Below are 20,999 nucleotides of genomic sequence, written 5' to 3'. Positions count from 1 at the left end.
CTTGCTCCTGCGCGTTAAGGGGGCGTCACGCACGCGTTTCGACGATGTTTCGCCCGTCCCCCGTGCGGTAGAGCGCGGGCGGTACCGCCGCGCCGCCGCCGTCGTGCCGCTGCCGTGCCGCCGTCGCTAAGGTGGTCCCATGCCCCGCACCTCCCCGCGGACGCCGGTGCCCCGCGACGTCTGGGTCCTCGTCGCCGCCGCGTTCGTCATCGCCGTCGGCTTCGGTCTCGTGGCCCCCGTCCTGCCGCAGCTGGCCACGAGCTTCGGCGTGGGGGCCACGGCGGCCTCCGTGATCGTGAGCGCGTTCGCGCTCGCCCGGCTCGTCCTCGCGCCCGCGGCGGGGTCCCTCGTCGACCGGCTCGGCGAACGGCCCGTGTACGTCACGGGCCTGCTCCTCGTCGCCGCGTCCAGCGCGGCGTGCGCGTTCGCCCCCGACTACTGGACGCTGCTGGCCGTGCGGGGGCTGGGCGGCATCGGGTCCACGATGTTCACGATCTCGGCCTCGGGCCTGATCGTGCGCCTCGCCCCGCCGGATGCGCGGGGCAGGGTCAGCGGCCTCTACGCCGCCTCGTTCCTCCTCGGCAATATCGCCGGGCCGGTGATCGGCGGACTCCTGGCGGCCTTCGGCCTGCGCGTGCCGTTCCTCGTCTACGCGGGGGCGCTCGTGGTCGCCGCGGCCGTCGTGCACTCGTTCCTCGGGCGCCGGTCCGCCGCCCCCGCGCGCACGGGCGCCGGGGCCCGGCCGCAGCTCCTGCTCGCGGAGGCCCTCGCCCACGCGCCCTATCGGGCGGCCGTGGGCTCGAACTTCGCCAATGGCTGGGCCGCGCTGGGGATCCGGATGGCCCTCGTGCCCCTGTTCGCCACAGCGGCCCTCGGTGCGGGGCCCCAGGCGGCCGGGCTCGCCCTGGCCCTGTACGCCGGGGGGACCGCGGCGGCCCTGAGCTTCACCGGGCGGCTCGTGGACCTCTGGGGCCGGCGTCCCGTGGCCATCGTGGGCCTCGTGGGCACCGCGCTCCCGACGGCGTTCCTCGGCGTGAGCGGCTCCGAGCCGGTCTTCCTCGCGCTGTCCGTCGCCGCGGGCTTCGGAGCGGGGTTCCTCGGCCCGTCGCTGCAGGCGACGGTGGCGGACACCATCGGCTCCGGCCGCAGCGGCGGGCGGCCGCTGGCCGTGTTCCAGATGGCCTCCGACGTGGGCAGCATCCTCGGCCCGCTGGCCGCTGGCGCACTCGCGGACAGCCTCGGGTACGGGTGGGCGTTCGCCGTCTCCGGGGCGTGCCTCCTCGCCGCGGTGCCGCTGTGGGCCACGCGCACCCCGGCCAGCGCGCCAGCGGCCGGGACCTCGGAGGCAGACCCGGAGGACCTGGCGGCGGAGCGTCCCGACGCCCCCTGAGGCTGCCCAGCCGCCCGATGCGCGACGGCGCCCGTCCCCGGGAAGGAGGCGGGCGCCGTCGTGCATCCGCTGCACCCGCCTGCCTCGTGTACCCGCAACGCCGCAGAGGCGACGAGATGCGTACCCGAAACGGTGCTGGGTGGGCGGGGTGGCGGGGTGGGGCGGGTTGGTGGGCGCGGGGGTCAGGCGAGGATGGCGTCCACGAAGCCCTCGGCGTCGAACGGCGCGAGGTCGTCCGGGCCCTCACCGAGGCCGACGAGCTTGACGGGCACGCCGAGCTGCTTCTGGATCGCGACGACGATGCCGCCCTTCGCGGTGCCGTCGAGCTTGGTCAGCACGATGCCGGTGATGTCGACGACCTCGCCGAACACCTTGGCCTGGTTCAGGCCGTTCTGCCCGGTTGTGGCGTCGAGGACGAGGAGGACCTCGTCCACCTCGGCCTGCTTCTCGATGACGCGCTTGACCTTGCCGAGCTCGTCCATGAGCCCGACCTTGTTCTGCAGCCGCCCGGCGGTGTCGACCATGACGACGTCGACCTCCTGCTCGATGCCGGCCTTGACCGCCTCGAACGCCACCGACGCGGGGTCCGCCCCCTCGACGTCGGAGGTGACCGTGGGCACGCCGACGCGGGCGCCCCACGTGGCCAGCTGCTGGGCCGCGGCGGCCCGGAAGGTGTCCGCGGCGCCGAGCAGGACGTCCTTGTCCTCGGCCACGAGGACGCGGGCGAGCTTGCCCACCGTGGTGGTCTTGCCCACCCCGTTGACGCCGACCACGAGCACGACGGCGGGCTTGCCGTCGGCCCGGGCGACCTTGAGCGAGCGGTCCATGGAGGGGTCGACGAGCTTGACGAGCTCCTCCCGGAGCATGGCCTTGACGTGCTCGGGGCTGCGGGTGCCCATGACCTTCACGCGGTCGCGGAGTGTGTCGACGAGCTCGAGGCTCGGCTCGGTGCCGATGTCGGCGAGCAGGAGGGTCTCCTCGACCTCGTCCCACACGTTCTCGTCGATGCTGTCGCTCGAGAGCAGGGCTAGCAGTCCCTTGCCGAAGAGGTTGTTGCTCTTGACGAGCCGCTCGCGCAGGCGCTGGAGCCGGCCGGCCACCGGAGCGGGGGTCTCGGTCGGGACGCGTTCGATGACCGCCTCGTCGAGGACATCCTCGGTGGGCGCCGCTCCCTCGGGCTCGGCCGGCGCGGGCAGCGTGCCGACTCCCCCGGGCGGGGCCTCCTCGGCCTCGGAGGTGCCGGGCCGGGGCGGGGCGACGACCTGGTCGTTGGCGTCTCGGGGGCCGGTGTAGGTGATCTTCTTCCGGCGGCCGCTGACGAGGCCGATGACGACCCCGGCGACGACGAGGATCACGATCGCGACGATGATGATGACGGGCAGCAGGGCGGAAAGGTCTGTCACGGTTCCTAGCTTCTCACAGGGCGGCCCACCGCCCGGGGCGGCCGCGGCGCCGCCCCGGCGCCCGGTGCCTAGGCCTCGACGCGGTCGAGCTTCTGGCTGATCACCGTCGAGACCCCGTCGCCGCGCATCGAGACGCCGTAGAGCGCGTCCGCGACCTCCATGGTGCGCTTCTGGTGCGTGATGACGATGAGCTGGCTCGACTCGCGCAGCTCCTCGAAGATCGTGATGAGCCGGCCGAGGTTCGTGTCGTCGAGCGCTGCCTCGACCTCGTCCATGACGTAGAACGGGGAGGGCCTGGCCTTGAAGATCGCCACGAGGAGTGCCACCGCGGTGAGCGAGCGCTCCCCGCCGGAGAGGAGCGAGAGCCGCTTGATCTTCTTGCCCGCGGGGCGCGCCTCCACCTCGATCCCGGTGGTGAGGAGGTCCTCGGGGTCGGTGAGCACGAGCCGTCCCTCGCCGCCGGGGAAGAGACGGCCGAAGACGCGCTCGAACTGGACCGCAGTGTCCGCGTACGCCTCGGCGAAGACCCGCTGCACGCGCTCGTCCACCTCGGCGATGATCTGGAGGAGGTCCTTGCGGCTCTTCTGCAGGTCCTCGAGCTGGGTCGCGAGGAAGCGGTGGCGCTCCTCGAGGGCCGCGAACTCCTCGAGGGCGAGCGGATTGACCTTGCCGAGCGCGGCGAGGTCGCGCTCGGCCTTCCTCAGCCGCTTCTCCTGCTCGGCACGGACGAACGGCACGCCGTCCTGGAGGGGGTTGCCGTCGTCGTCGACCTGCATGCGGAGCGCGGCCCACTTGTCCCCGCCCTCCTCGGGCGGCACCGGGACGGGCCGGTGCGGGCCGAAGTCGCGCACGAGCTCCTCGGCGGCCATGCCCAGCTCGTCCACGACGCGTTCCTCGAGCGCCTCGAGCCGGAGGCGCTGCTCGGCGCGCGCGAGCTCGTCGCGGTGCGCGGCGTCGTTGAGGTCGGCGAGTTCACGGGCGAGCTCGTCGTTGCGGTGGCGCAGCGCGCCGAGGCGCTCGTCCAGCTCGGCGCGCCGCTCCTCGGCGGCGTCACGCTCGCCGGCGGCGCGGTCGACGGCTCCGTCAAGCCGGGACAGGCCCTCGCGGGCGGTGGCCGCGACGGCGCCGGCGCGTGCGGCCTCGCGGGCGCGGCGCTCGGCCCGGCGGCGGGCCGCCTCGGCGGCGCGCCGCTCCGATTCCGCGGCGCGCTCGAGGGACTGGGCGCGCGCCTCGAGCGTGCGGTGCTGCTCCTCGGCCGCGCGGAGGGCGAGCCTGGCCTCGAGCTCGCGGGCCCGGGCGGCGGCGGCCTCGGCCTGGAGCCGGTCACGGTCGGAGGAATCCGGCTCCTCGGCGTCCGGCGCCTCCTCCGCGAGCTCAAGCCGCTCGGCCGCCGCCTCGAGCGAGACCTGCTCCGCCTCGAGCTGGGTGCGCGCTGCCTCGAGGGCGGCGCGCTGGCGCTCCTCCTCTGCCTTGGCGCCGCGCAGCTGGGTGCCCAGGGCCGCGAGCTTCTCGGCCACCGCGGCGAAGCGCGCGTCCGAGTCGTGCAGCGCGGCAAGGGCCGCCTCCGCGCGCCCGCGGGCCTCACGCTCGCGCTCCTGCGCGCCGGCCAGGGCGAAGCCGCACCGCTCGTGCTCCGCCTGGGCGGCCGCGAGGCGATCCCGGGCGGCGTCGAGGAGTCCTTGCAGCTCGATGGTCGAGGGCGCCCCGGCAGAGCCGCCGAGCAGTCCCGCGGCGGTGACCACATCGCCGTGCGGCGTGGCGGCGGCGAGCTGCGGGTGGTCGGCGACGAGCGCGACGGCGGCCTCGAGCGTCGGAACGGCCGCGGCGTCCCGCAGCAGGCGGGAGACGGCGGCGGCCACCGGCGGCTCAGGCTCGGCGACGTCCGCGAGCCACCGGGCGCCCTGCGGCAGCGCGAGTACGGATCTCGCCCCAGATTCCCCGTCTCGGGTACGCATCTCGTCGCCGATCCGCGGTTCCGGGTACGAGGGGCCCCCCTCGGGCGAGCCGACGAGCAGGGCCGCCTGCCCGGCGTCGTCCGCCTTGAGACCCGCGAGGGCCTCCGCCGCCGCGGCCGTCCCCGCCATCGCGAGGCCCTCGGCGAAGGGCCCGAGGACAGCCGCAACGGCGGCCTCGTACCCCGGTTCGACGCGGACCAGGTCCGCCACCCGGCCGAGCACCCCGACGGCGGAAGCGGCGACGGATGCCGTGGCGTCGCGGTCCTTGAAGCCCGTCAGGAGCGCCTCGATCCGCGCCTCCTGGGCCTGCCGGTCCGATGCGGCGCGCCGCCGGCGCTCGAGGAGGGACTCGCGCTCCGCCTCTGCCTCCTCGAGCTCTGCGGCGGCCTCCTCATAGGCCGTGTCGAGGTCCTCCTCGCCGGCCTCTACCCCGGCGATCTGCGACTCGAGGGCCGTGAACTCGGCGGCCGCGGAGCGCTGCCGCTCGGCGGCACCTGCCAGCGTGTCGCGGAGGCGCCCGACCTCGCCCTCGGCCGACTCGACGCGGCTGCGGGCCGCCGCGACTTGGCCTGCGAGCCGGGCGAGGCCCTCGCGCCGGTCGGCCTGGGCGCGCAGGAGTGCGGTGTGGCGGCGGTCCTCCGCAGAGGCCGCCTCCTCGGCCGCCGCGCGCGCGTCCTCTGCCTCGGCGAGGGCCTCCACCCGGATCTCGACGCCGTCCGTGACGGTCTCGAGCTCGTCGCGCAGCTGGCGTGCCTGCCGTTCGAGGGCCTCCGGGTCCCGCCCCCGGACCGGGGGCTCCGAGGACCCGAGCAGGCGCCGGCGCTCGTCCGCGAGCGATCCGAGGGCCCGGAGCCGCTCCCGGCTCTGGGAGAGCCTGTACCACGTGTCGCGCGCGGCGTTCACGCGCGGGGTGGCCGCGGCCGCGGACCGCTCGACGTCCGCCTGGGCGCGGCGCCCGGCGTCGAGCTCGCCCTGCGCTGCCGCGCGCCGGGCGTCGAGCGCCCCCTGGTCCGCCTCCTCCTGCTCCATCGCGGCCCGCAGCGTGGCGATGTCGTCCGCGAGGAGGCGTGCACGGGCGTCGCGGACGTCAGCCTGGATGGTCTGCGCGCGGCGTGCGACCTGCGCCTGCCGGCCCAGGGGACCGAGCTGCCGCCGCAGCTCCGCGGTGAGATCGCCGAGCCGGGAGAGGTTGGCCTGCATCGCCTCGAGCTTGCGGACGGTGCGTTCCTTGCGCCGGCGGTGCTTGAGGATGCCGGCGGCCTCCTCGATGAACCCACGCCGGTCCTCGGGGGTCGCGTGCAGGACCCGGTCGAGCTGGCCCTGCCCGACGATCACGTGCATCTCGCGCCCGAGCCCCGAGTCGGAGAGTAGCTCCTGGATGTCGAGCAGCCGGCACTGGCTGCCGTTGATCGCGTACTCGGACCCGCCTGAGCGGAAGAGCGTCCGCGAGATCGTCACCTCGGCGTACTCGATGGGGAGCGCGCCGTCGGCGTTGTCGATCGTGAGCGAGACGTGCGCCCTGCCCAGAGGGGGGCGCCCTGCCGTGCCGGCGAAGATGACGTCCTCCATCTTGCCGCCGCGCAGGGTCTTGGCGCCCTGCTCCCCCATGACCCAGGCCAGGGCGTCGACGACGTTCGACTTGCCCGAGCCGTTGGGCCCGACGACGGCCGTCACGCCGGGCTCGAACTCGAACGTCGTGGCCGAGGCGAACGACTTGAAGCCTCGGATCGTCAGGGTCTTGAGGTGCAAGGGACTGCGGGTCTCCTCTGGGCTGGCCGGAACGGCAGTGGCGGGCGGGGGCGGTTGTCCGTCATTGTGCCACCGGACACCGACGGAACCGGGCCTACCAGCGGGCGTTGCGCGGAACCGGCTGGCAGCGCGTGCAGCGGTAGGAGGAGCGGTTCATGAACGGTTCCCGGACGATCACGCCGCTCTCCCCCGCCGCCGCGCACCGCCGGCACGCGCGCCCGGCGCGGCCGTAGGCGTCCAGCGAGCGGGAGAAGTAGCCCGAGGCTCCGTTGACGTTGACGTAGAGCGAGTCGAAGCTCGTGCCGCCGGCCACGAGGGCCCGGCCCATGACGTCCCGGACGGCGTGCACGAGCCGGTCCGTCTCGGGCCGGCGGAGGGTGTCGGTCGACCGGGCGTAGTGCAGGCGCGCGCCCCAGAGGGCCTCGTCGGCATAGATGTTCCCGATACCGGACACGAGGCGCTGGTCCAGGAGGGCCCGCTTGATGCCCGTGCGCCGCGCCCGCAGGCGCCGGTGGAACGCCTCGGGATCGAACAGCGGATCGAGCGGGTCGCGCCCGATGTGGGCGGCCTCACCCGGGATGAGCGCGAGGTCGGAGTCGCCGCGGCCGCCGGGCCCGCCGTCGTGCGTCGCCACGAGGGGCACCACGGCGAGGCCGCCGAAGATCCGCTGGTCCACGAAGCGCAGCTCACGGGGCATGCCGGGGGCGTCGCTGAGGGTGAGCCGGACCTTGAGGTGCTTCTCGTCGGGCGCGTCGGGCTCCTCGACGAGCAGCTGGCCGCTCATGCCCAGGTGCGCGAGGAGCGCGGTGTGCGGCGGCGCGCCAGAGTCCGGTGCGGCGGGGTCCGACAGCGGCAGCCAGAGGTACTTGCCGCGGCGGACGGCGTCGAGCACCCGGGCTCCCCCGAGCTGGCCGCGGAAGTCCTCGGCGCCGAGCGCATGGCGCCGCACGGAGCGGGCGTCCACCACGTCCACCGCCTGGACGGTCCGCCCCGCGACCCAGGAGGCGAGGCCGCGGCGGACCACCTCGACTTCGGGCAGTTCGGGCATTGCGGCTCAGGCCTGCGCGGAGGCGGCGGAGTCGGTCCCGAGGACCTTCCAGGCGTTCGCCGCCGACTGCTGCTCGGCTTCCTTCTTGGAGTTGCCCGTTCCGGTGCCGTACTCGGTGCCGCCGATGAGGAGGGTGGCCGTGTAGGTGCGCGCGTGGTCCGGGCCGTCCCCGACCACCGCGTAGTGGATCGGGCCGAGCTGCCGGCTCGCGGCGAGCTCCTGGATGTGCGTCTTCCAATCCGTGCCCGCCCCGAGCACCGCGGCGTCCGCGAGGAGCGGCTCGATGAGGCCGACGACGAAGCGGCGCGCCGGCTCGAGCCCGTTGGAGATGTAGGTCGCCCCGATGAGGGCCTCCATCGTGTCCGCGAGGATCGAGGACTTGTTCTTCCCGCCGGTGACCTTCTCGCCCTGGCCGAGGTAGATGAACTCCCCCACGCCGAGGCGCCGGGCAATCGAGGCGAGGGCACGGGTGCTCACGACGGCGGCACGCCGCTTCGCGAGGTCGCCCTCGCTCAGGTCGGGGTACTCCCTGTAGAGGTGCTCCGTGACGGAGAAGCCGAGGACCGAGTCGCCGAGGAACTCGAGGCGCTCGTTGGTCGGAATGCCGCCGTTCTCGTACGCGAACGAACGGTGTGTGAGGGCAAGACGAAGCGTCTCGGCGTCGATGTCGACGCCGAGACGCTTCAAAAGCTCGTCATGAGGGCTCATGCGCGAGATTCCGCCGGATCAGACGTCGGCGACCTTGCGGCCCTTGTACTCAAGGAACAGCTCGGTCCCGGCCGAGTCGGTGACGACCTTGGCCTGGTGGGGGAGGCTGTACGTCACGCGGCCGTTCTCAACGGTCTTGACCAGCGTGGGGACGGAGGCCTTCCACTGCGAGCGGCGGGCGCGGGTATTCGAGCGAGACATCTTCCGCTTGGGAACAGCCACGGCTAACTCATTTCTCTCTTAGTGCCAACACTTACTCATCGTCGTGCCGGTCTGGCTTCGCCAGATCTGCCAAGGCAGCCCACCGGGGGTCGACGACCTCATGGTGGTGCCCCGGCTCGTCCGCGAGACGCACTCCGCATTGGGAGCACAGGCCCTCGCAGTCTTCCCGGCACACCGGCTGGAACGGCAGCAGCGGTACCACTGCGTCCCGCAACACCGGCTCAAGATCGATGGAATCGTGCTCGACTCGACGTTGCTCTTCATCGTCTTCTCCGTCCGAGAGCCCGAGGGCCTCGAAGAAGAAAAGCTCTTGCACCTCGGCGTCGAGTCCGTACTCGATGGGATCCAGGCAGCGGCCGCACTCGCCCGTTACCGTGACGTGCGCGGTCCCCGAAACCAGGATCCCCTCGTGCACTGACTCGAAGGTCAGGTCCAGGTCCACGGGGGATCCTTCCCTGACGCCGATGAGCGCCACGCCGAGTTCACCCGGCGCGGGTACATGCTCCTCAAGGGTCCGCATACTCCCCGGGCTGCGCCCGAGGTCCTTGACGTCGAACATCAAAGGCGAACGTGCTTCCCGCTTAATGAGAACTCCTGTAGAACATAGACCGACACACTATCCTAGCCGCTGCGGCATCGAGGCCCAAAACGAGCGGTGCCGCTGCGCACCGGGACAGTGTCCAGCGTGCGGTGCCCGTTCATTCTAGCCGCTCACGCGGCATCCTCAGTGCTGCGGGCGGGTCTCGGCGAGCCGTGCGAGCACCGATCGGGGCACGTAGTCCGCGACGTTGCCGCCCAGATCGTGGACTTCCTTGACGAGGGTCGAGGACAGGTGGACGTAGTGGGCCTCGGCGGGCAGGAAGACGGTCTCGACCCCGGTGAGCTGCCGGTTCATGATGGCCATCGGCAGCTCGTAGTCGAAGTCGGAGGACGAGCGGAGCCCCTTCACGATGGCGCTCGCTCCCCGTTCTCGGCAGAAGTCGGCCAGGAGGCCCTCGCCCATCGGCTCGACGAGGATCCCACTGATGGCCCCGAGGGTCCGGCGCGCCATCGTGAGGCGCTCCTCGAGGGCGAAGCGGTACTTCTTGGCGTAGTTGGTCGACACCGCGACGATGACCTCGTCGAAGAGGTTCGCGGCCCTGGCGATGACCTCAAGATGCCCGTTGTGGATCGGGTCGAAGGAGCCAGGGCACACCGCGCGTCGCATAGCGCCAACATACTGCATGGCCCCTCCCCCGCCGCCCGCGCGCAGCCACCGGCGTGGCCTGCGCCGATAGCATGGGCGGGTGACTTCCTCAGGGCAGGGACCAGCAGGACAGCACGCCTCGGCGTGGCAGCGCACGGCGGCCGGGGCGAACCTCCTCGGCGCCGACGGCAGGCTCGGTGTGACGATCTTCGAGGAGATGACGGGCCTCGCCGTCCGGCACGGCGCGATCAACCTGGGCCAGGGATTCCCCGACGAGGACGGCCCGGCCGAGATGGCGGAGGCCGCCCGGTCCGCGATCCTCTCGGGCGCGAACCAGTACGCCCCGGGGCAGGGCATCCCGCGGCTGCGCGAGGCGGTCGCGGCGCACCAGGCGCGCTTCTACGGGATCGGGCTCGACCCCTGGCGCGAGGTCATCGTCACCACCGGCGCCACGGAGGGCATCGCGGCGGCCGTCCTCGCGCTCGCCGGCCCGGGCGACGAGGTCCTCACCTTCGAGCCGTTCTACGACTCGTACGGGGCCATGATCGCCCTCGCCGGCGCCGAGCACGTCACCGTCCCGCTCGGCGCTCCCTCGTTCCAGCCCGACCTGGCCGAGCTCGAGGCCGCCTTCGGCCCGCGGACGCGGGTCGTCGTGGTGAACAACCCGCACAACCCGACCGGCGCCGTGTTCGGCCGCGACGTGCTGGCCCGGATCGTTGAGCTGGCGGCGGAGCACGACGCCGTGATCGTCACCGACGAGGTCTACGAGCACCTCGTCTTCGGCCCCCGCCACGTGCCGGTGGCGTCCCTCCCGGGCGCAGCAGAGCGCACCCTGACGATCTCCTCGGCCGGGAAGACGTTCTCCTTCACCGGCTGGAAGGTGGGCTGGGTCACCGGGCCTGAGGAGCTCGTGGCGCGCGTCCGCACGATCAAGCAGTTCCTCACCTACAGCTCCGGGACGCCGTTCCAGGAGGCGGTGGCCCTCGGCCTGGGCTACCCGGACAGCTTCTTCGAAGGAATCGCCGCGGCGCTGAGGGCCAAGCGGGACATCCTCGCCGAAGGCCTGGAGGCGGCCGGCCTGGAGGTCTTCCGCCCCGAGGGCACGTACTTCATCACGGCGGACACGGCGGGGCTCGGGTTCGACAGCGCGGTGGACCTCGCGCGCCGGCTCCCTGAGCTGGTGGGGGTCGCGGCCATTCCGGTCTCCGTCTTCTGCCATCCCGAGGGCGCCGAGCGCACCCGGTCGCTCCTGCGCTTCGCCTTCTGCAAGAAGGAGCCGCTCCTGCAGGAGGCTGCCAGCCGGCTCTCACGGCTCGCGGAGCTCGTATGACGGCCGGCCCCGGCCCGAGCCGGTACCTCCGCGGGATCGGAGCGCACGCTTCCGTGGAGCCGGACCCACTCGTGCCGGGGGCGTACGTGCTCTCGATCGGCGGCGCGGAGCAGTCCCATGTGGACCTCGCGCGCCCGGGCCACGTCTTCTATGCCTACCTGCGCCGCATCGCGAACGTAGTCGACGCCATCGCCCCGCCCGGAGTGCCGATCCGGGCCCTGCATCTGGGCGCCGGCGCGCTCACCCTCGCCCGGTATATCGCGGCGACCCGGCCGGGATCGGTCCAGGCCGCGGTCGAGCTGGAGCGCGAGCTGCTCGACTTCGTGCTCGAGCGCCTCCCGCTGGCACCGGGGACCGATCTGAGCATCCACCTGGGCGATGCCCGGTGGCAGCTTCCGCAGGCCGCCGCGCGGGGGCCGTTCGACGTGATCGTGCTGGACATCTTCTCCGGGCCCGAGGCACCGGGGCACCTCGCAGAGCCCGGCTTCTATGCCGAGGCGGCGGAGCTCCTCGCCCCGGGAGGCGCCCTCCTGGTCAATATCGGCGATGATCCTCCGCTGACCCTCGTGCGCTCGCAGCTGGCGGCCCTGCGGTCGGTGTTCGGGGAGGTCGCGGCCCTGGCCGAGCCGGCGATGTTCACGGCCAGGTTCCCGGGCAATATCGTTGCGATCGGGCTCCGGGGCCCGTGGCCGGAATCGTGGACGGCCCAGCTGGCCGCCGCCGGGCCGCACCCGACGCGCCTGGTCCGCGGGGTCGACCTCGACCCGCTCGCGGGATGACCGTCAGCTCGCGAGCTTCTGCTCGGCGAGGCGCTTGACCCACTCGGGGGTCGGCCGGTTGAGCCGTTCGTCGAGGACGACCCGGAGCTTGGCCGCGGCGATCTGGACCCGGCGGTCCGAGGCGCCCGGACGCCGCTCGCCGGCCTTCTCGCCGGTGTGCCGCCCCGTGTCCTCGCCGGGAAGCGCCTCGTGTTTGCTCACGGCTCCTCCTTCTCGTGCCTGACCGTCCCCGCCGCGGAGGGCCCGCAGGGCAGGGCCTGCGCCGCAGGCTCCCTTCAAGTATCGCCTCAGCAGGCCCCGACCGTCCACGGCCCCCGGCGGCCCGCGCCGCGGCCGTCGACCCCCGGTCCGGGTCGCCTAGGGCCTGTCGGGGCCTCGCTCGTGTTCGGAACCGTCGTCCTCGCCGTCGCCGAGCTCCTCGTCGAGGCCCGCCTCCTCGGCCTCTGCGATCGGGTCGATCCACACGGCATCGAGCAGCTGCAGCTCCTCGTCGCTGGCGATGAGGTCGCTCTTGGCGAGACTCGCCAGGACCATGGTGCCCATGGCCGCGAGCTGCGGGTCCTGGGACGTCGAGGCCTCGAGCGCCCATTCGGTCCGCCGCCAGAACTCGGCGCGGCGGTCCGAGTAGGAGCGTTGGCGGATGGTCCCGAGCCCGACGACGGCCGCAACGAGCGCGGCCGCGAGCGTGCCCACGGGGGCCAGCGCGGCGACGATCTCCCACCACTGCGGTGCGGCGGCGAGGTCGGCGGAGGGCACGAGCGCGGGCAGGGCGGCGGCGAGCTGGGCGCTCATGGCGACACGGCCTCCGGGGACCCTGGCGGTGCCGCCGCCCCGTCGGCCGCCGGCTCCGCGAACCACAGGCGCGTCTCCCCGTACTTGCGTTCCCCGAAGTGCTCCAGCCCGTGCGGCCAGTCGGGCTCGGGCGAGCGGGAGGAGCGTTCGACGACGACGAGGGCGTCCTCGGCCAAGTGGGGCGCGAGCGCCTCGAGGACGCGCGCGAGCTGGTCCTCCGCGAGCGGATACGGCGGGTCCATGAAGACGAGGTCCCAGTGCCGGCCGGGCCCGGTCGCGTCGAGGAAGGATCCCACCTTGCCCCGGTGCACGGTGACGGCGCGGCGGCCCACGGCGTCGTTGACGAGCCGCGCATTGCGCTGGCACACGCCCACGGCCTTGGCGTCCGCCTCGACGAGCTCGGCGGTGGAGGCCCCTCGGCTCACGGCCTCCACCCCGAGGGCGCCGGAGCCGGCGTAGAGGTCGAGGACGCGGGCCCGCGAGACCATGCCCAGCGCGTCGAGGCGCGAGAAGAGCGCCTCCTTGACGCGGTCGGTCGTGGGGCGCGTCGCCGATCCCGGCACGGAGGCCAGGGGCGTGCCGCCGATGATGCCGGCGATGATCCTGCTCATCGGGCGGCCCGAGTCGTCTCAGCCACGCTCGAGGAACACCTCCTTCTCCGGTTCCAGGTAGGCGTCGATGGCGGTCTTCAGCGCGGGGTGCGCATCGAGCCCGGGGTCCTCGGCCACGATGCCGAGGGCGTCCGCGCGGGCCCGCTCGATGACGTCGGCGTCCCGCAGGACGCGCAGGAGCCGCAGGGTCGAGCGGCGCCCGGACTGGGACGCCCCCAGGATGTCGCCCTCCCGGCGGTGCTCGAGGTCCTTCTGGGCCAGGACGAACCCGTCCGTGCTCGCGGCCACGGCATCGAGGCGTGCCCGGCTCGGGTGCCCCGGCTCGAGCGAGGTCACGAGGAGGCACGTCCCGGCGTGCCCGCCGCGGCCCACGCGCCCGCGCAGCTGGTGCAGCTGGGCGATGCCGAAGCGGTCCGCGTCGAGGATCACCATGAGTGTCGCGTTCGGGACGTCGACCCCGACCTCGATCACGGTGGTCGCGACGAGCAGGTCGGTGGCTCCGGCGGCGAAGCCCTCCATCGCTGCGGCCTTCTCGGCGCCGTCGAGCCGGCCGTGGAGGGCGGCGATCCGGGTGCCGCCGAGGGCGGGCTCCCCGGCCAGCTGCTCCAGAGTGGCCGTGACGGAGGCCGCTGGGGTGCGTTCTGCGGGCGCTCCGAGCGCGCTCCCTCCCCAGGTCGCCTCGTCGAGCGCCTCGAGGTCGCCCTCGTCCTCTCCCGACTCCCCGATGGTCGGGCAGACAACGTAGACCTGGCGTCCGGCATCGATCTCCTCGCGGGCGCGCGCCCAGATGCGCCGCCCCCACGACGGGTTCTCGGCGAGGCCCACCACATGGGTCGCGATCGGCGAGCGACCGGCGGGCAGCTCGCGCAGCATCGAGGTCTCGAGGTCGCCGAACACGGTCATGGCCACGGTCCGCGGGATGGGGGTCGCCGTCATGACGAGCAGGTGCGGGGTGGCGAGGCTCTTGGCACGCAGGGCGTCCCGCTGCTCGACGCCGAAGCGGTGCTGCTCGTCCACCACGACGAGGCCGAGGTCGGCGAACTGCACCTGCTCGGAGAGCAGGGCGTGGGTGCCCACCACGATCCCGGCCTCACCGCTGGCCGCGGCGAGGAGGGACCTCTTGCGCTCGGCACCGCTTTGGCTGCCGGTGAGCAGGACCACCTCGACGCCCTCGGCCGATCCGAGGAGCCCGTCCCGGGCGAGCGGTCCGAGCGTGCGGCGGATCGACTCGTAGTGCTGCGCGGCGAGCACCTCGGTCGGGGCCAGGAGCGCGGCCTGGCCGCCGTCGTCGACCACCTGGAGCATGGCCCGCAGGGCCACGACGGTCTTGCCGGAACCGACCTCGCCCTGCAGGAGCCGGTTCATCGGGTGCGCGGCGGAGAGCTCTCGGGCGAGCACCTCCCCGACCTCCCGCTGCCCCTGGGTGAGATTGAACGGCAGCGCGCCGTCGAACGCGTCGAGCAGGCCGCCCCGGCGCGCGGGGCTCGGCCGCGACGGGAGCTCGGCGTGCTGCGCCTTGCGCCGCGCCAGCGCGGTCTGGAGCACGAGGGCCTCCTCGTACTGGAACCTCCGCCGGGCGGCGGCCCACTCCTCGGCGGTGGCGGGGACGTGGATCATCCGGTAGGCCTCGGCGATCCCGGGCAGGCGGTGCTTGGCGCGCAGCTGCTGCGGGAGCGGGTCCTCGATGCTCTCGAGGTCGACCTGCCCGAGGACCGTCGCGACGGCCTGGGCGATCCGCCAGCTCGGCAGCTTGGCCGTGGCGGGGTAGACCGGGATGGGCTTGCCGGCCAGTTCCTCGGCGCTCGCGCCGTCCTCGGCCTCGCCGTCGAGCAGTACATAGTCGGGGTTGGTCAGCTGGAGGCGTCCCCGGTAGGAGCCCACACGCCCGGAGAACATCGCCACCGTCCCCGGCCTGAGCTGCCTCGAGGCCGCGAAGCTGTTGAAGAACGTCAGGCTGATCGTGTCGAGGGCGCCCTGGGCGCCGTCCGTCACCACGACGTCCGTGATCGTGCCCTTGCGCGTGGCCATCTTCCGGCTCGTGGCCTTCACCACCCGCGCCAGCAGGGTCACGTCGGAGTCGAGCGGCAGCCCGGCGATGCTGGTCAGCTCGCCGCGCTCGGCGTAGCGCCGCGGGAAGTAGTCGAGCAGGTCGCCCGCTGTGACGAGGCCGAGGTGGTCCTTGAGCTTCTTCGCCGAGGCGCCCCCGACGAGCCGGGTGAGGTCCCGGCCGCGCTCAGTGGCCACGCCGGCTGTCCTCGGCGACCTGGCCGGCCGGGTCCTCCGCCCCGGTGCCGGGGCCCTGTGAGCGGAGCTCCGTGAACGCGACGCGCTCGGGCTCGCCGATCTCGCGGATGAGGCCCACGGCGGCCTCGGGGTCTGCCACGTGGACGTGCACCCGCCAGCGGCACAGGCCCGCCTCGTCGTCGAACGCGCCGACGGGGCTCATGATCACCGACTCGCCGATCTCGTCCAGCCGCTGGCGCAGGACGGCGGCGTCGAGCGGGCTGAGCTGGATCGTGCACATGATCTCGACGCCGACCGCCTCGGGCTGGGTGCCGTGGATGTGGGGGTCCTGGACCCGGAAGCCGTGGAGCGTCTCGAGGGTGTCCTCCGGGATGCCCTCCCCCAGGACGGTGGTGCGCAGCGCGGCGAGGACGAGGAGCAGGCCCACTCCCCCGGCATCGACGACGCGGGCATTGGTCAGGACGCCCAGCTGGGCCTCGGTCTCGACCACGGCGCCGAGCGCCGCCTCGACCGCGCCGTCGAGCGCCGCCGCGAGGGCGAGGTTGCTGTCCTCATGGGCCTCGGCTCCGACAGCGGCGGCGGCCCCGCCGGCCGCGGCCTCGAGGACACTGAGCATCGTCCCGCCGACCGGCTCGCTCAGCGCGGACCACGCGCGGATCTGGGCGCGGTGCAGGGCGCGCGCCAGGAGGGGCGCACTGAGCCTCGTGTGGCCCGCGAGCGAGGCGGCGAAGGCGTCGAGGAAGACGGCGAAGAGGGTGCCCGAGTTTCCCCAGGCCTCCTCCATGGCGGCCTGGCCCGCGGAGCCCAGGAGCAGGCCGAGGTCCGTGCCCTCGGTCGCCGCCGCGGTCGTGGAGGCGGCGCGGACGGTGTGGTACAGGTTCGTGCCGGTGTCGCCGTCGGCCACGGGGAAGATGTTGATCGCGTTGAGCCGGTCGCTGTGGTTGGCGAGCGCGGTCTCCGCGTCGGCGAGCCACCGCCGCATCGCAGCGGCGTTCGAGGCGATCTTAGCGTGCAAAGTGGTCCCATCCGCTCGGTTCCGCGGGGCGCCCGCCGATGGCCACCCCACCCGGCCCGCCGGCCGGAGGCACCACCGAGCCTATCGCAGTGAATCCCTCAGGCAGCTGTGAGGACGGCGGGAACGTCGCGAGGAGGCCGTGGTCCTCTCCCCCGCCCACGACCCAGCGGAGGGGATCAGCCCCGACGGCCGCCGCGGGTCCGGCCAGGAGCGCGGCGTGGGCGGCGAGCACGGCGGCGTCGAGGTCGAGCACGACGCCGCTCGCCCGCCCCAGGCGGTCCCCGTCCTTGAGCAGGCCGTCGGAGAGGTCCATGAGAGCGGTGGCGCCGGCGCGCGCCGCGGCGGGTCCGGCCGCGAGGGGCGGTCGCGGGCGGCAGAAGGAACGGATGACGCCGCGCGCCTCCTCGCCGAGCTCGGCGTACCGGGGGCCGTGCTCGAGCAGGGCGAGTCCGGCGGCGGCGGTGCCGAGCCGTCCCGCCACGGCCACGACGTCCCCGGGCCGCCCCCCCGAGCGGAGCACGGGCGCGCGGCCCTCGAGGCTGCCGAGGACCGTGACGGTCACCGACAGCTCGCCGCCGAGGCCGAGGTCGCCTCCGGCCACCGTGCAGCCGCGGGCCCCCAGCCCGGTGATGGCCTCGACGAGGCCGTCCGCGAGGCCCTCCACCCAGGCCACCTCCGTCTCGGCGGGAAGGGTCAGGCTCACCACCATGCCGGTCGCGACCGCTCCCATGGCGTTGATGTCGCTGAGGTTCTGCGCCGCGGCCTTCCAGCCCACGTCCGCGCCGGTGGTGCGGTACCCGTCGGGCCAGGCGAGCCGGAAGTCCTGTCCCTCGGTCTGGGTGTCCGTGCTCACCACGACCCGCCCGTCCGGGGCCGCGAGCACCGCGGCGTCGTCGCCCGGGCCGAGGATCGGCGATCCGAGCACCGCCAGCCGCGGGAAGATCCGCTCGAGCAGCTCACGCTCGCTCACCTCGCGCACACGCGCCGCCAGACGCTGGGAATCCGTCACGGTCCCAGCCTATCGGCGCAGGCGGCCCCGTCGGCGGCGGTAGTCTGGAGGCACCCCCTCGGCCCCCCGGATGGAGAAGCATGTCCGCACGAAGCCACGCCCGCGCAGCCCGGTACGGCGTCCCGGTGGCCCTCCTGGGCCTCGTCGCCGCGCTGGCCGGATGCTCCGCCCCGGTCTCCGTGCAGCCCGCCGCGGACGCGGCCGATCCCGCGTGCGCACCGCTCATGCTCGCCCTCCCGGACACGATCGGCGACGCCAAGCTGCGCACCACCACGAGCCAGGCCACGGCGGCGTGGGGCGACCCGGCCGCCGTCGTGCTCCGCTGCGGCGTCCCCTCGCCGGGCCCGACCACGGACCGGTGTGTGAGCGTCAACGGCGTCGACTGGGTGATCAGGCAGGACTCGGCCGCGAGTGCCGGCACGCCGTCGCCCGCCGCGAGTGCGGGAGCGCCGTCGCCTGCCGCGAGCGGGAGCGCGCCCGGGCCGGGCGACGGGGGGACTTACACGCTCACCACGTTCGGGCGCCAGCCCGCCACGGAGCTGCTGCTGGACACGGCCCGGGCGAGCTCCGCGACCGTCCTGGCCAGCCTCTCCCCGGCCGTGGCGAAGATCCCGGCCACCCGCCACTGCGTGGGCCAGGAGGACCTGGCCACGCTGCCGGCGAACGGCTGAGCCCGCTCGCCCGCTACCGCAGGCCGGTGGGGCGGTCGAGGGCGAGCTGGATGAGCTCGTCGATCAGCTCCCGGTAGCCCAGGCCGGTCGCGGCCCACATCGCCGGATACATGCTGATCGGCGTGAACCCGGGCATGGTGTTGATCTCGTTGATGACGAACTCGCCCTCGGGCGTGTAGAAGAAGTCGACCCGGCTGAGCCCCTCGGCGGAGACGGCGTCGAACGCGGTCGCGGCGAGCCCGCGGACCCGCTCGATCGCCTCCGGCGGCAGGTCGGCCGGGCACGAGAGCGACGCCGCATCGTTCTCGACGTACTTCGCGGCGAAGTCGTAGAACGTGTGCGCGCCGCCCTGGACCACGATCTCTCCCGGGAGCGACGTGCGGGGCGCCTCGCAGCCGCGGCCCTCGAGCACCCCGCACTCGATTTCGCGGCCCGCGATCGCGGCCTCGATCACGAGGCGCAGGTCGTGCCGGCGCGCCTCGGCGATCGCAGCGTCGAGATCCTCCGGGCGGTCCACCTTGGAGATGCCCACGGAGGAGCCGGCCCGGCACGGCTTGACGAAGACGGGGTAGCCCAGGCGGTCGACGGCGTCGCGCACCCCCTCCGGGTCCCGGCGCCACTGCTTGTCGGTCACCGTGGTGTAGGGGCCGACGGCGAGGCCCGCCGCCGCGAAGGCGACCTTCATGAAGTGCTTGTCCATCCCGACGGCGGAGGCGAGGACGCCGGCGCCCACGTACCGGACGTCGGCGAGCTCGAGGAGGCCCTGGATCGTGCCGTCCTCGCCGAAGGCGCCGTGCAGGAGCGGGAAGACGACGTCCACGTCGCCGAGCTCGCGCGGCACCTGGCCGGGCTCGTTCACCACGAGCCTGGCCGCGCCGTCGTTCTCGGCGAGCCGGACGGTGGCCCCGCTGGCCTCGACCTCGGGCGGCGTGCCCGCATCGAGCGCCCACTGGTGCCAGTCGCTCTGGGAGAGGACCCACTGTCCGGCCCGGGTGATGCCGACGGGCACCACCTCGTACTTGTCGGTGTCAATGGCGCCCATGACGCCCGCGGCGGTCACACAGCTCACGGCATGCTCGCTCGAGCGGCCGCCGAAGAGGAGGGCAACGCGGGTCTTGCTGGTCTCTGTCACGCTTAGTCGCCTTCTGACTTGAGCTGCCGCGCCAGCAGCAGCGGTTCGAGCTTCTCCACCGGCAGCTCGCCCCGCAGGACGGCCACGACCCCGGCGGTGATGGGCATGTCCACCCCATGGCGCTGCGCGAGCTCCAGGACCGCCGGGGCCGACTTGATCCCCTCGGCGACCTGGGTCATGCGGGCGCCCACGGCCTCGGTGTCGAGGCCCTGCCCCAGGAGCCGCCCCGCGGTGTGGTTGCGCGAGAGCTTGGACGAACAGGTGGCCACGAGGTCGCCGAGCCCGGCGAGCCCGGACATGGTGGTGAGGTCCGCCCCGAGCGCCACGGCGAGCCGTGTGGTCTCGGCCAGGCCCCGGGTGATGACGGTGGCCTTCGTGTTGTCGCCCATCTCCTTGCCCTCGCAGATGCCGACGGCGAGGGCGATCACGTTCTTGACGATGCCGCCGATCTCCACGCCGGTCACGTCGGTGCTCATGTAGGGGCGGAAGTACGGCGCCGTGCAGGACTCGGCGATCCACTGGGCGGTGGCGTGGTCGGTGCACGCGACGACGGCGCCGGTGGGCTGTGACCGGGCGATCTCCATGGCGAGGTTGGGGCCGGAGAGCACGGCGATCTGCTCGGGGGGAAGCGAGGTGACCTCGGCGATGACCTCGCTCATCCGCTTGTCCGTCCCGAGTTCGAGCCCCTTCATGAGGGAGAGCACGACGGCGTCGCGCGGCACGTGCGCGCTCCACGCCGCGAGCTGGGCGCGCAGGGACTGCGCGGGGACCGCGAGGACCACGAGCTGCGCGCCCTCGAGCGCCTCGGACGGGTCGAGGGTGGCCGTGATGGCGGCAGGCAGCTCGATGTCGCCGAGGTAGCGGGCGTTGCGGTGCCGGGCCACGTCGGCGACCACTTCGGGGCTGCGGCCCCAGAGCCGGATCGACCGCGGGCTGCCGTGGTTCGCCGCGGCGTCGCCCAGGACCTTGGCGAACGTGGTCCCCCAGCTCCCGGCGCCCATGACGGCGATGCGCGCGAGCGGCCCGCGGGCCTGATGATCAGCGGCCACCCTCAGGCCCCGCCGCGCTCGACGTCGCGCCCGTGGAGTGACTGCTGGTGCTGGGCCGGGTCCCACCGCTCCGCCGGGGGCTGCTCGCCGCGCAGCTGGGCCAGCAGCCCCGTGATCGCGTCCATGATCCGCTCGGTGGCCTCGACGAGGGTCGTCTTGTCCAGCGGACGGCCGATGAGGTCGGACAGGTCCACCGGATCCCCGACGAGGACCACCGCCTTCTTGCGGGGGAAGGGGTAGAGCCGTTTGGCGTAGCGCGGGAACAGCTCGTGGTCGCCCCAGTGGGCGATCGGGACCACGGGAGCACCGGTCTTGAGGGCCAGCCGGGCGGCGCCCGTGTGGCCCTTCATGGGCCAGAGCCCGGGGTCGCGGGTGAGGGTGCCCTCGGGGTAGACGATGATCGCCCCGCCCTCGTCGATGACCTCGCGGGCCACCTCGAGGGAGGTGCCGGCGCCGGTGCCGCCGCGGTCGACGGGGATCTGCTTGGTGCCCCGCATGATCTGGCCCAGCACCGGCGGCTTGAACAGGCCGGCCTTGGCCAGGAAGTGCGGCGGGCGTCCCTGGTTGTAGAGCATGTGGCCCACCGTGAGGGGGTCGATCTCGGTGCAGTGGTTCACGCACGCGATGAAGCCCCCACGCCCGGGGAACCCCGCGAGCTTCTCCGTGCCGCGCCACTCCTTGCGCATCAGCACGTTCAGGAGGGGCC

The 20,999-nt window shown here is 73.8% G+C and carries 20 protein-coding genes; 4 read left to right on the top strand and 16 right to left on the bottom strand.

From position 1 onward, the window contains the following. Window positions 1-139 precede the first annotated feature (139 nt). Complete coding sequence (locus ACYVKZ_RS02475; RefSeq protein ID WP_460990427.1) at window positions 140-1,390, top strand: MFS transporter; 1,251 nt, start codon at window positions 140-142, stop codon at window positions 1,388-1,390. Window positions 1,391-1,572: 182 nt separating this feature from the next. Here the strand turns inward: ACYVKZ_RS02475 and ftsY are convergent, their stop codons facing one another. From ftsY to coaD, 7 genes are all read right to left on the bottom strand, one after another. Continuing rightward, window positions 1,573-2,793, bottom strand: a complete 1,221-nt coding sequence (gene ftsY / locus ACYVKZ_RS02470; protein ID WP_460990426.1) for a signal recognition particle-docking protein FtsY — start codon at window positions 2,791-2,793, stop codon at window positions 1,573-1,575. Window positions 2,794-2,861: 68 nt separating this feature from the next. Beyond that, a complete protein-coding gene (gene smc / locus ACYVKZ_RS02465) occupies window positions 2,862-6,497 on the bottom strand; it encodes a chromosome segregation protein SMC (protein WP_460990425.1) in 3,636 nt (1,211 codons plus the stop codon). Between the two features lie 94 nt (window positions 6,498-6,591). After that, the gene (gene mutM / locus ACYVKZ_RS02460) at window positions 6,592-7,545 is read right to left on the bottom strand and encodes a bifunctional DNA-formamidopyrimidine glycosylase/DNA-(apurinic or apyrimidinic site) lyase (RefSeq protein WP_460990424.1); all 954 of its coding nucleotides are present in this window, start codon (window positions 7,543-7,545) and stop codon (window positions 6,592-6,594) included. Window positions 7,546-7,551: 6 nt separating this feature from the next. Continuing rightward, window positions 7,552-8,253, bottom strand: coding sequence for a ribonuclease III (gene rnc / locus ACYVKZ_RS02455; protein WP_460990423.1), 702 nt, complete (start codon window positions 8,251-8,253; stop codon window positions 7,552-7,554). A gap of 18 nt (window positions 8,254-8,271) precedes the next feature. After that, window positions 8,272-8,475, bottom strand: coding sequence for a 50S ribosomal protein L32 (rpmF, locus tag ACYVKZ_RS02450; protein WP_066498296.1), 204 nt, complete (start codon window positions 8,473-8,475; stop codon window positions 8,272-8,274). 31 nt (window positions 8,476-8,506) lie between these two features. After that, a complete protein-coding gene (locus tag ACYVKZ_RS02445; RefSeq protein WP_460990422.1) occupies window positions 8,507-9,037 on the bottom strand; it encodes a YceD family protein in 531 nt (176 codons plus the stop codon). A 162-nt stretch (window positions 9,038-9,199) separates the two neighbouring features. Next, entirely contained in the window at window positions 9,200-9,682 is a 483-nt protein-coding gene (gene coaD / locus ACYVKZ_RS02440; protein ID WP_307003557.1) for a pantetheine-phosphate adenylyltransferase, read from the bottom strand. A gap of 79 nt (window positions 9,683-9,761) precedes the next feature. Here coaD and ACYVKZ_RS02435 point away from each other — a divergent pair, with 79 nt between their 5' ends. Together ACYVKZ_RS02435 and ACYVKZ_RS02430 are read left to right on the top strand one after the other, a co-directional pair. Beyond that, window positions 9,762-10,991 (top strand): aminotransferase class I/II-fold pyridoxal phosphate-dependent enzyme, encoded by a 1,230-nt coding sequence (locus tag ACYVKZ_RS02435; protein WP_460990421.1) that lies wholly within the window; start codon window positions 9,762-9,764, stop codon window positions 10,989-10,991. After that, entirely contained in the window at window positions 10,988-11,770 is a 783-nt protein-coding gene (locus ACYVKZ_RS02430) for a spermidine synthase (protein WP_460990420.1), read from the top strand. Before ACYVKZ_RS02435 ends, ACYVKZ_RS02430 begins: the two co-directional genes overlap by 4 nt. A 3-nt stretch (window positions 11,771-11,773) precedes the next feature. Here the strand turns inward: ACYVKZ_RS02430 and ACYVKZ_RS02425 are convergent, their stop codons facing one another. The 6 genes from ACYVKZ_RS02425 to ACYVKZ_RS02400 form a co-directional block, all read right to left on the bottom strand. Next, entirely contained in the window at window positions 11,774-11,971 is a 198-nt protein-coding gene (locus tag ACYVKZ_RS02425) for a hypothetical protein (RefSeq protein WP_066498309.1), read from the bottom strand. 156 nt (window positions 11,972-12,127) lie between these two features. Then, window positions 12,128-12,562, bottom strand: a complete 435-nt coding sequence (locus ACYVKZ_RS02420; RefSeq protein ID WP_460990419.1) for a hypothetical protein — start codon at window positions 12,560-12,562, stop codon at window positions 12,128-12,130. Next, window positions 12,559-13,173 (bottom strand): 16S rRNA (guanine(966)-N(2))-methyltransferase RsmD, encoded by a 615-nt coding sequence (rsmD, locus tag ACYVKZ_RS02415; RefSeq protein WP_460990418.1) that lies wholly within the window; start codon window positions 13,171-13,173, stop codon window positions 12,559-12,561. Before rsmD ends, ACYVKZ_RS02420 begins: the two co-directional genes overlap by 4 nt. A gap of 18 nt (window positions 13,174-13,191) precedes the next feature. Beyond that, window positions 13,192-15,417 carry an ATP-dependent DNA helicase RecG gene (locus tag ACYVKZ_RS02410; protein ID WP_460990417.1) on the bottom strand — a complete coding sequence of 742 codons (2,226 nt, stop codon included), beginning with the start codon at window positions 15,415-15,417 and terminating at the stop codon, window positions 13,192-13,194. Continuing rightward, entirely contained in the window at window positions 15,407-16,399 is a 993-nt protein-coding gene (locus tag ACYVKZ_RS02405) for a DAK2 domain-containing protein (RefSeq protein ID WP_460990581.1), read from the bottom strand. Before ACYVKZ_RS02405 ends, ACYVKZ_RS02410 begins: the two co-directional genes overlap by 11 nt. 22 nt (window positions 16,400-16,421) lie before the next feature. Then, window positions 16,422-17,441, bottom strand: coding sequence for a thiamine-phosphate kinase (locus ACYVKZ_RS02400; protein ID WP_460990416.1), 1,020 nt, complete (start codon window positions 17,439-17,441; stop codon window positions 16,422-16,424). A gap of 80 nt (window positions 17,442-17,521) precedes the next feature. On the opposite strand from ACYVKZ_RS02400, the gene ACYVKZ_RS02395 reads away from it, so the two are divergent. Further along, window positions 17,522-18,112, top strand: coding sequence for a DUF3515 family protein (locus ACYVKZ_RS02395; protein ID WP_460990415.1), 591 nt, complete (start codon window positions 17,522-17,524; stop codon window positions 18,110-18,112). Window positions 18,113-18,125: 13 nt separating this feature from the next. Here the strand turns inward: ACYVKZ_RS02395 and ACYVKZ_RS02390 are convergent, their stop codons facing one another. From ACYVKZ_RS02390 to ACYVKZ_RS02380, 3 genes are read right to left on the bottom strand one after another with little or no spacing between them, the layout of a single operon-like run. After that, complete coding sequence (locus ACYVKZ_RS02390) at window positions 18,126-19,244, bottom strand: D-alanine--D-alanine ligase family protein (RefSeq protein WP_460990414.1); 1,119 nt, start codon at window positions 19,242-19,244, stop codon at window positions 18,126-18,128. Window positions 19,245-19,246: 2 nt separating this feature from the next. Next, window positions 19,247-20,245: an NAD(P)H-dependent glycerol-3-phosphate dehydrogenase gene (locus tag ACYVKZ_RS02385; protein ID WP_460990580.1), complete on the bottom strand. Its 999-nt coding sequence runs from the start codon at window positions 20,243-20,245 to the stop codon at window positions 19,247-19,249. Window positions 20,246-20,295: 50 nt separating this feature from the next. Next, on the bottom strand, window positions 20,296-20,979 hold the full coding sequence (locus tag ACYVKZ_RS02380; RefSeq protein ID WP_460990579.1) for a lysophospholipid acyltransferase family protein: 684 nt from the start codon (window positions 20,977-20,979) through the stop codon (window positions 20,296-20,298). Window positions 20,980-20,999: the final 20 nt, after the last annotated feature.

Source organism: Sinomonas soli (assembly GCF_054782415.1).
The sequence above is the reverse complement of the archived record's forward strand: the minus strand, read 5'-3'. Positions and strand labels throughout refer to the sequence as shown.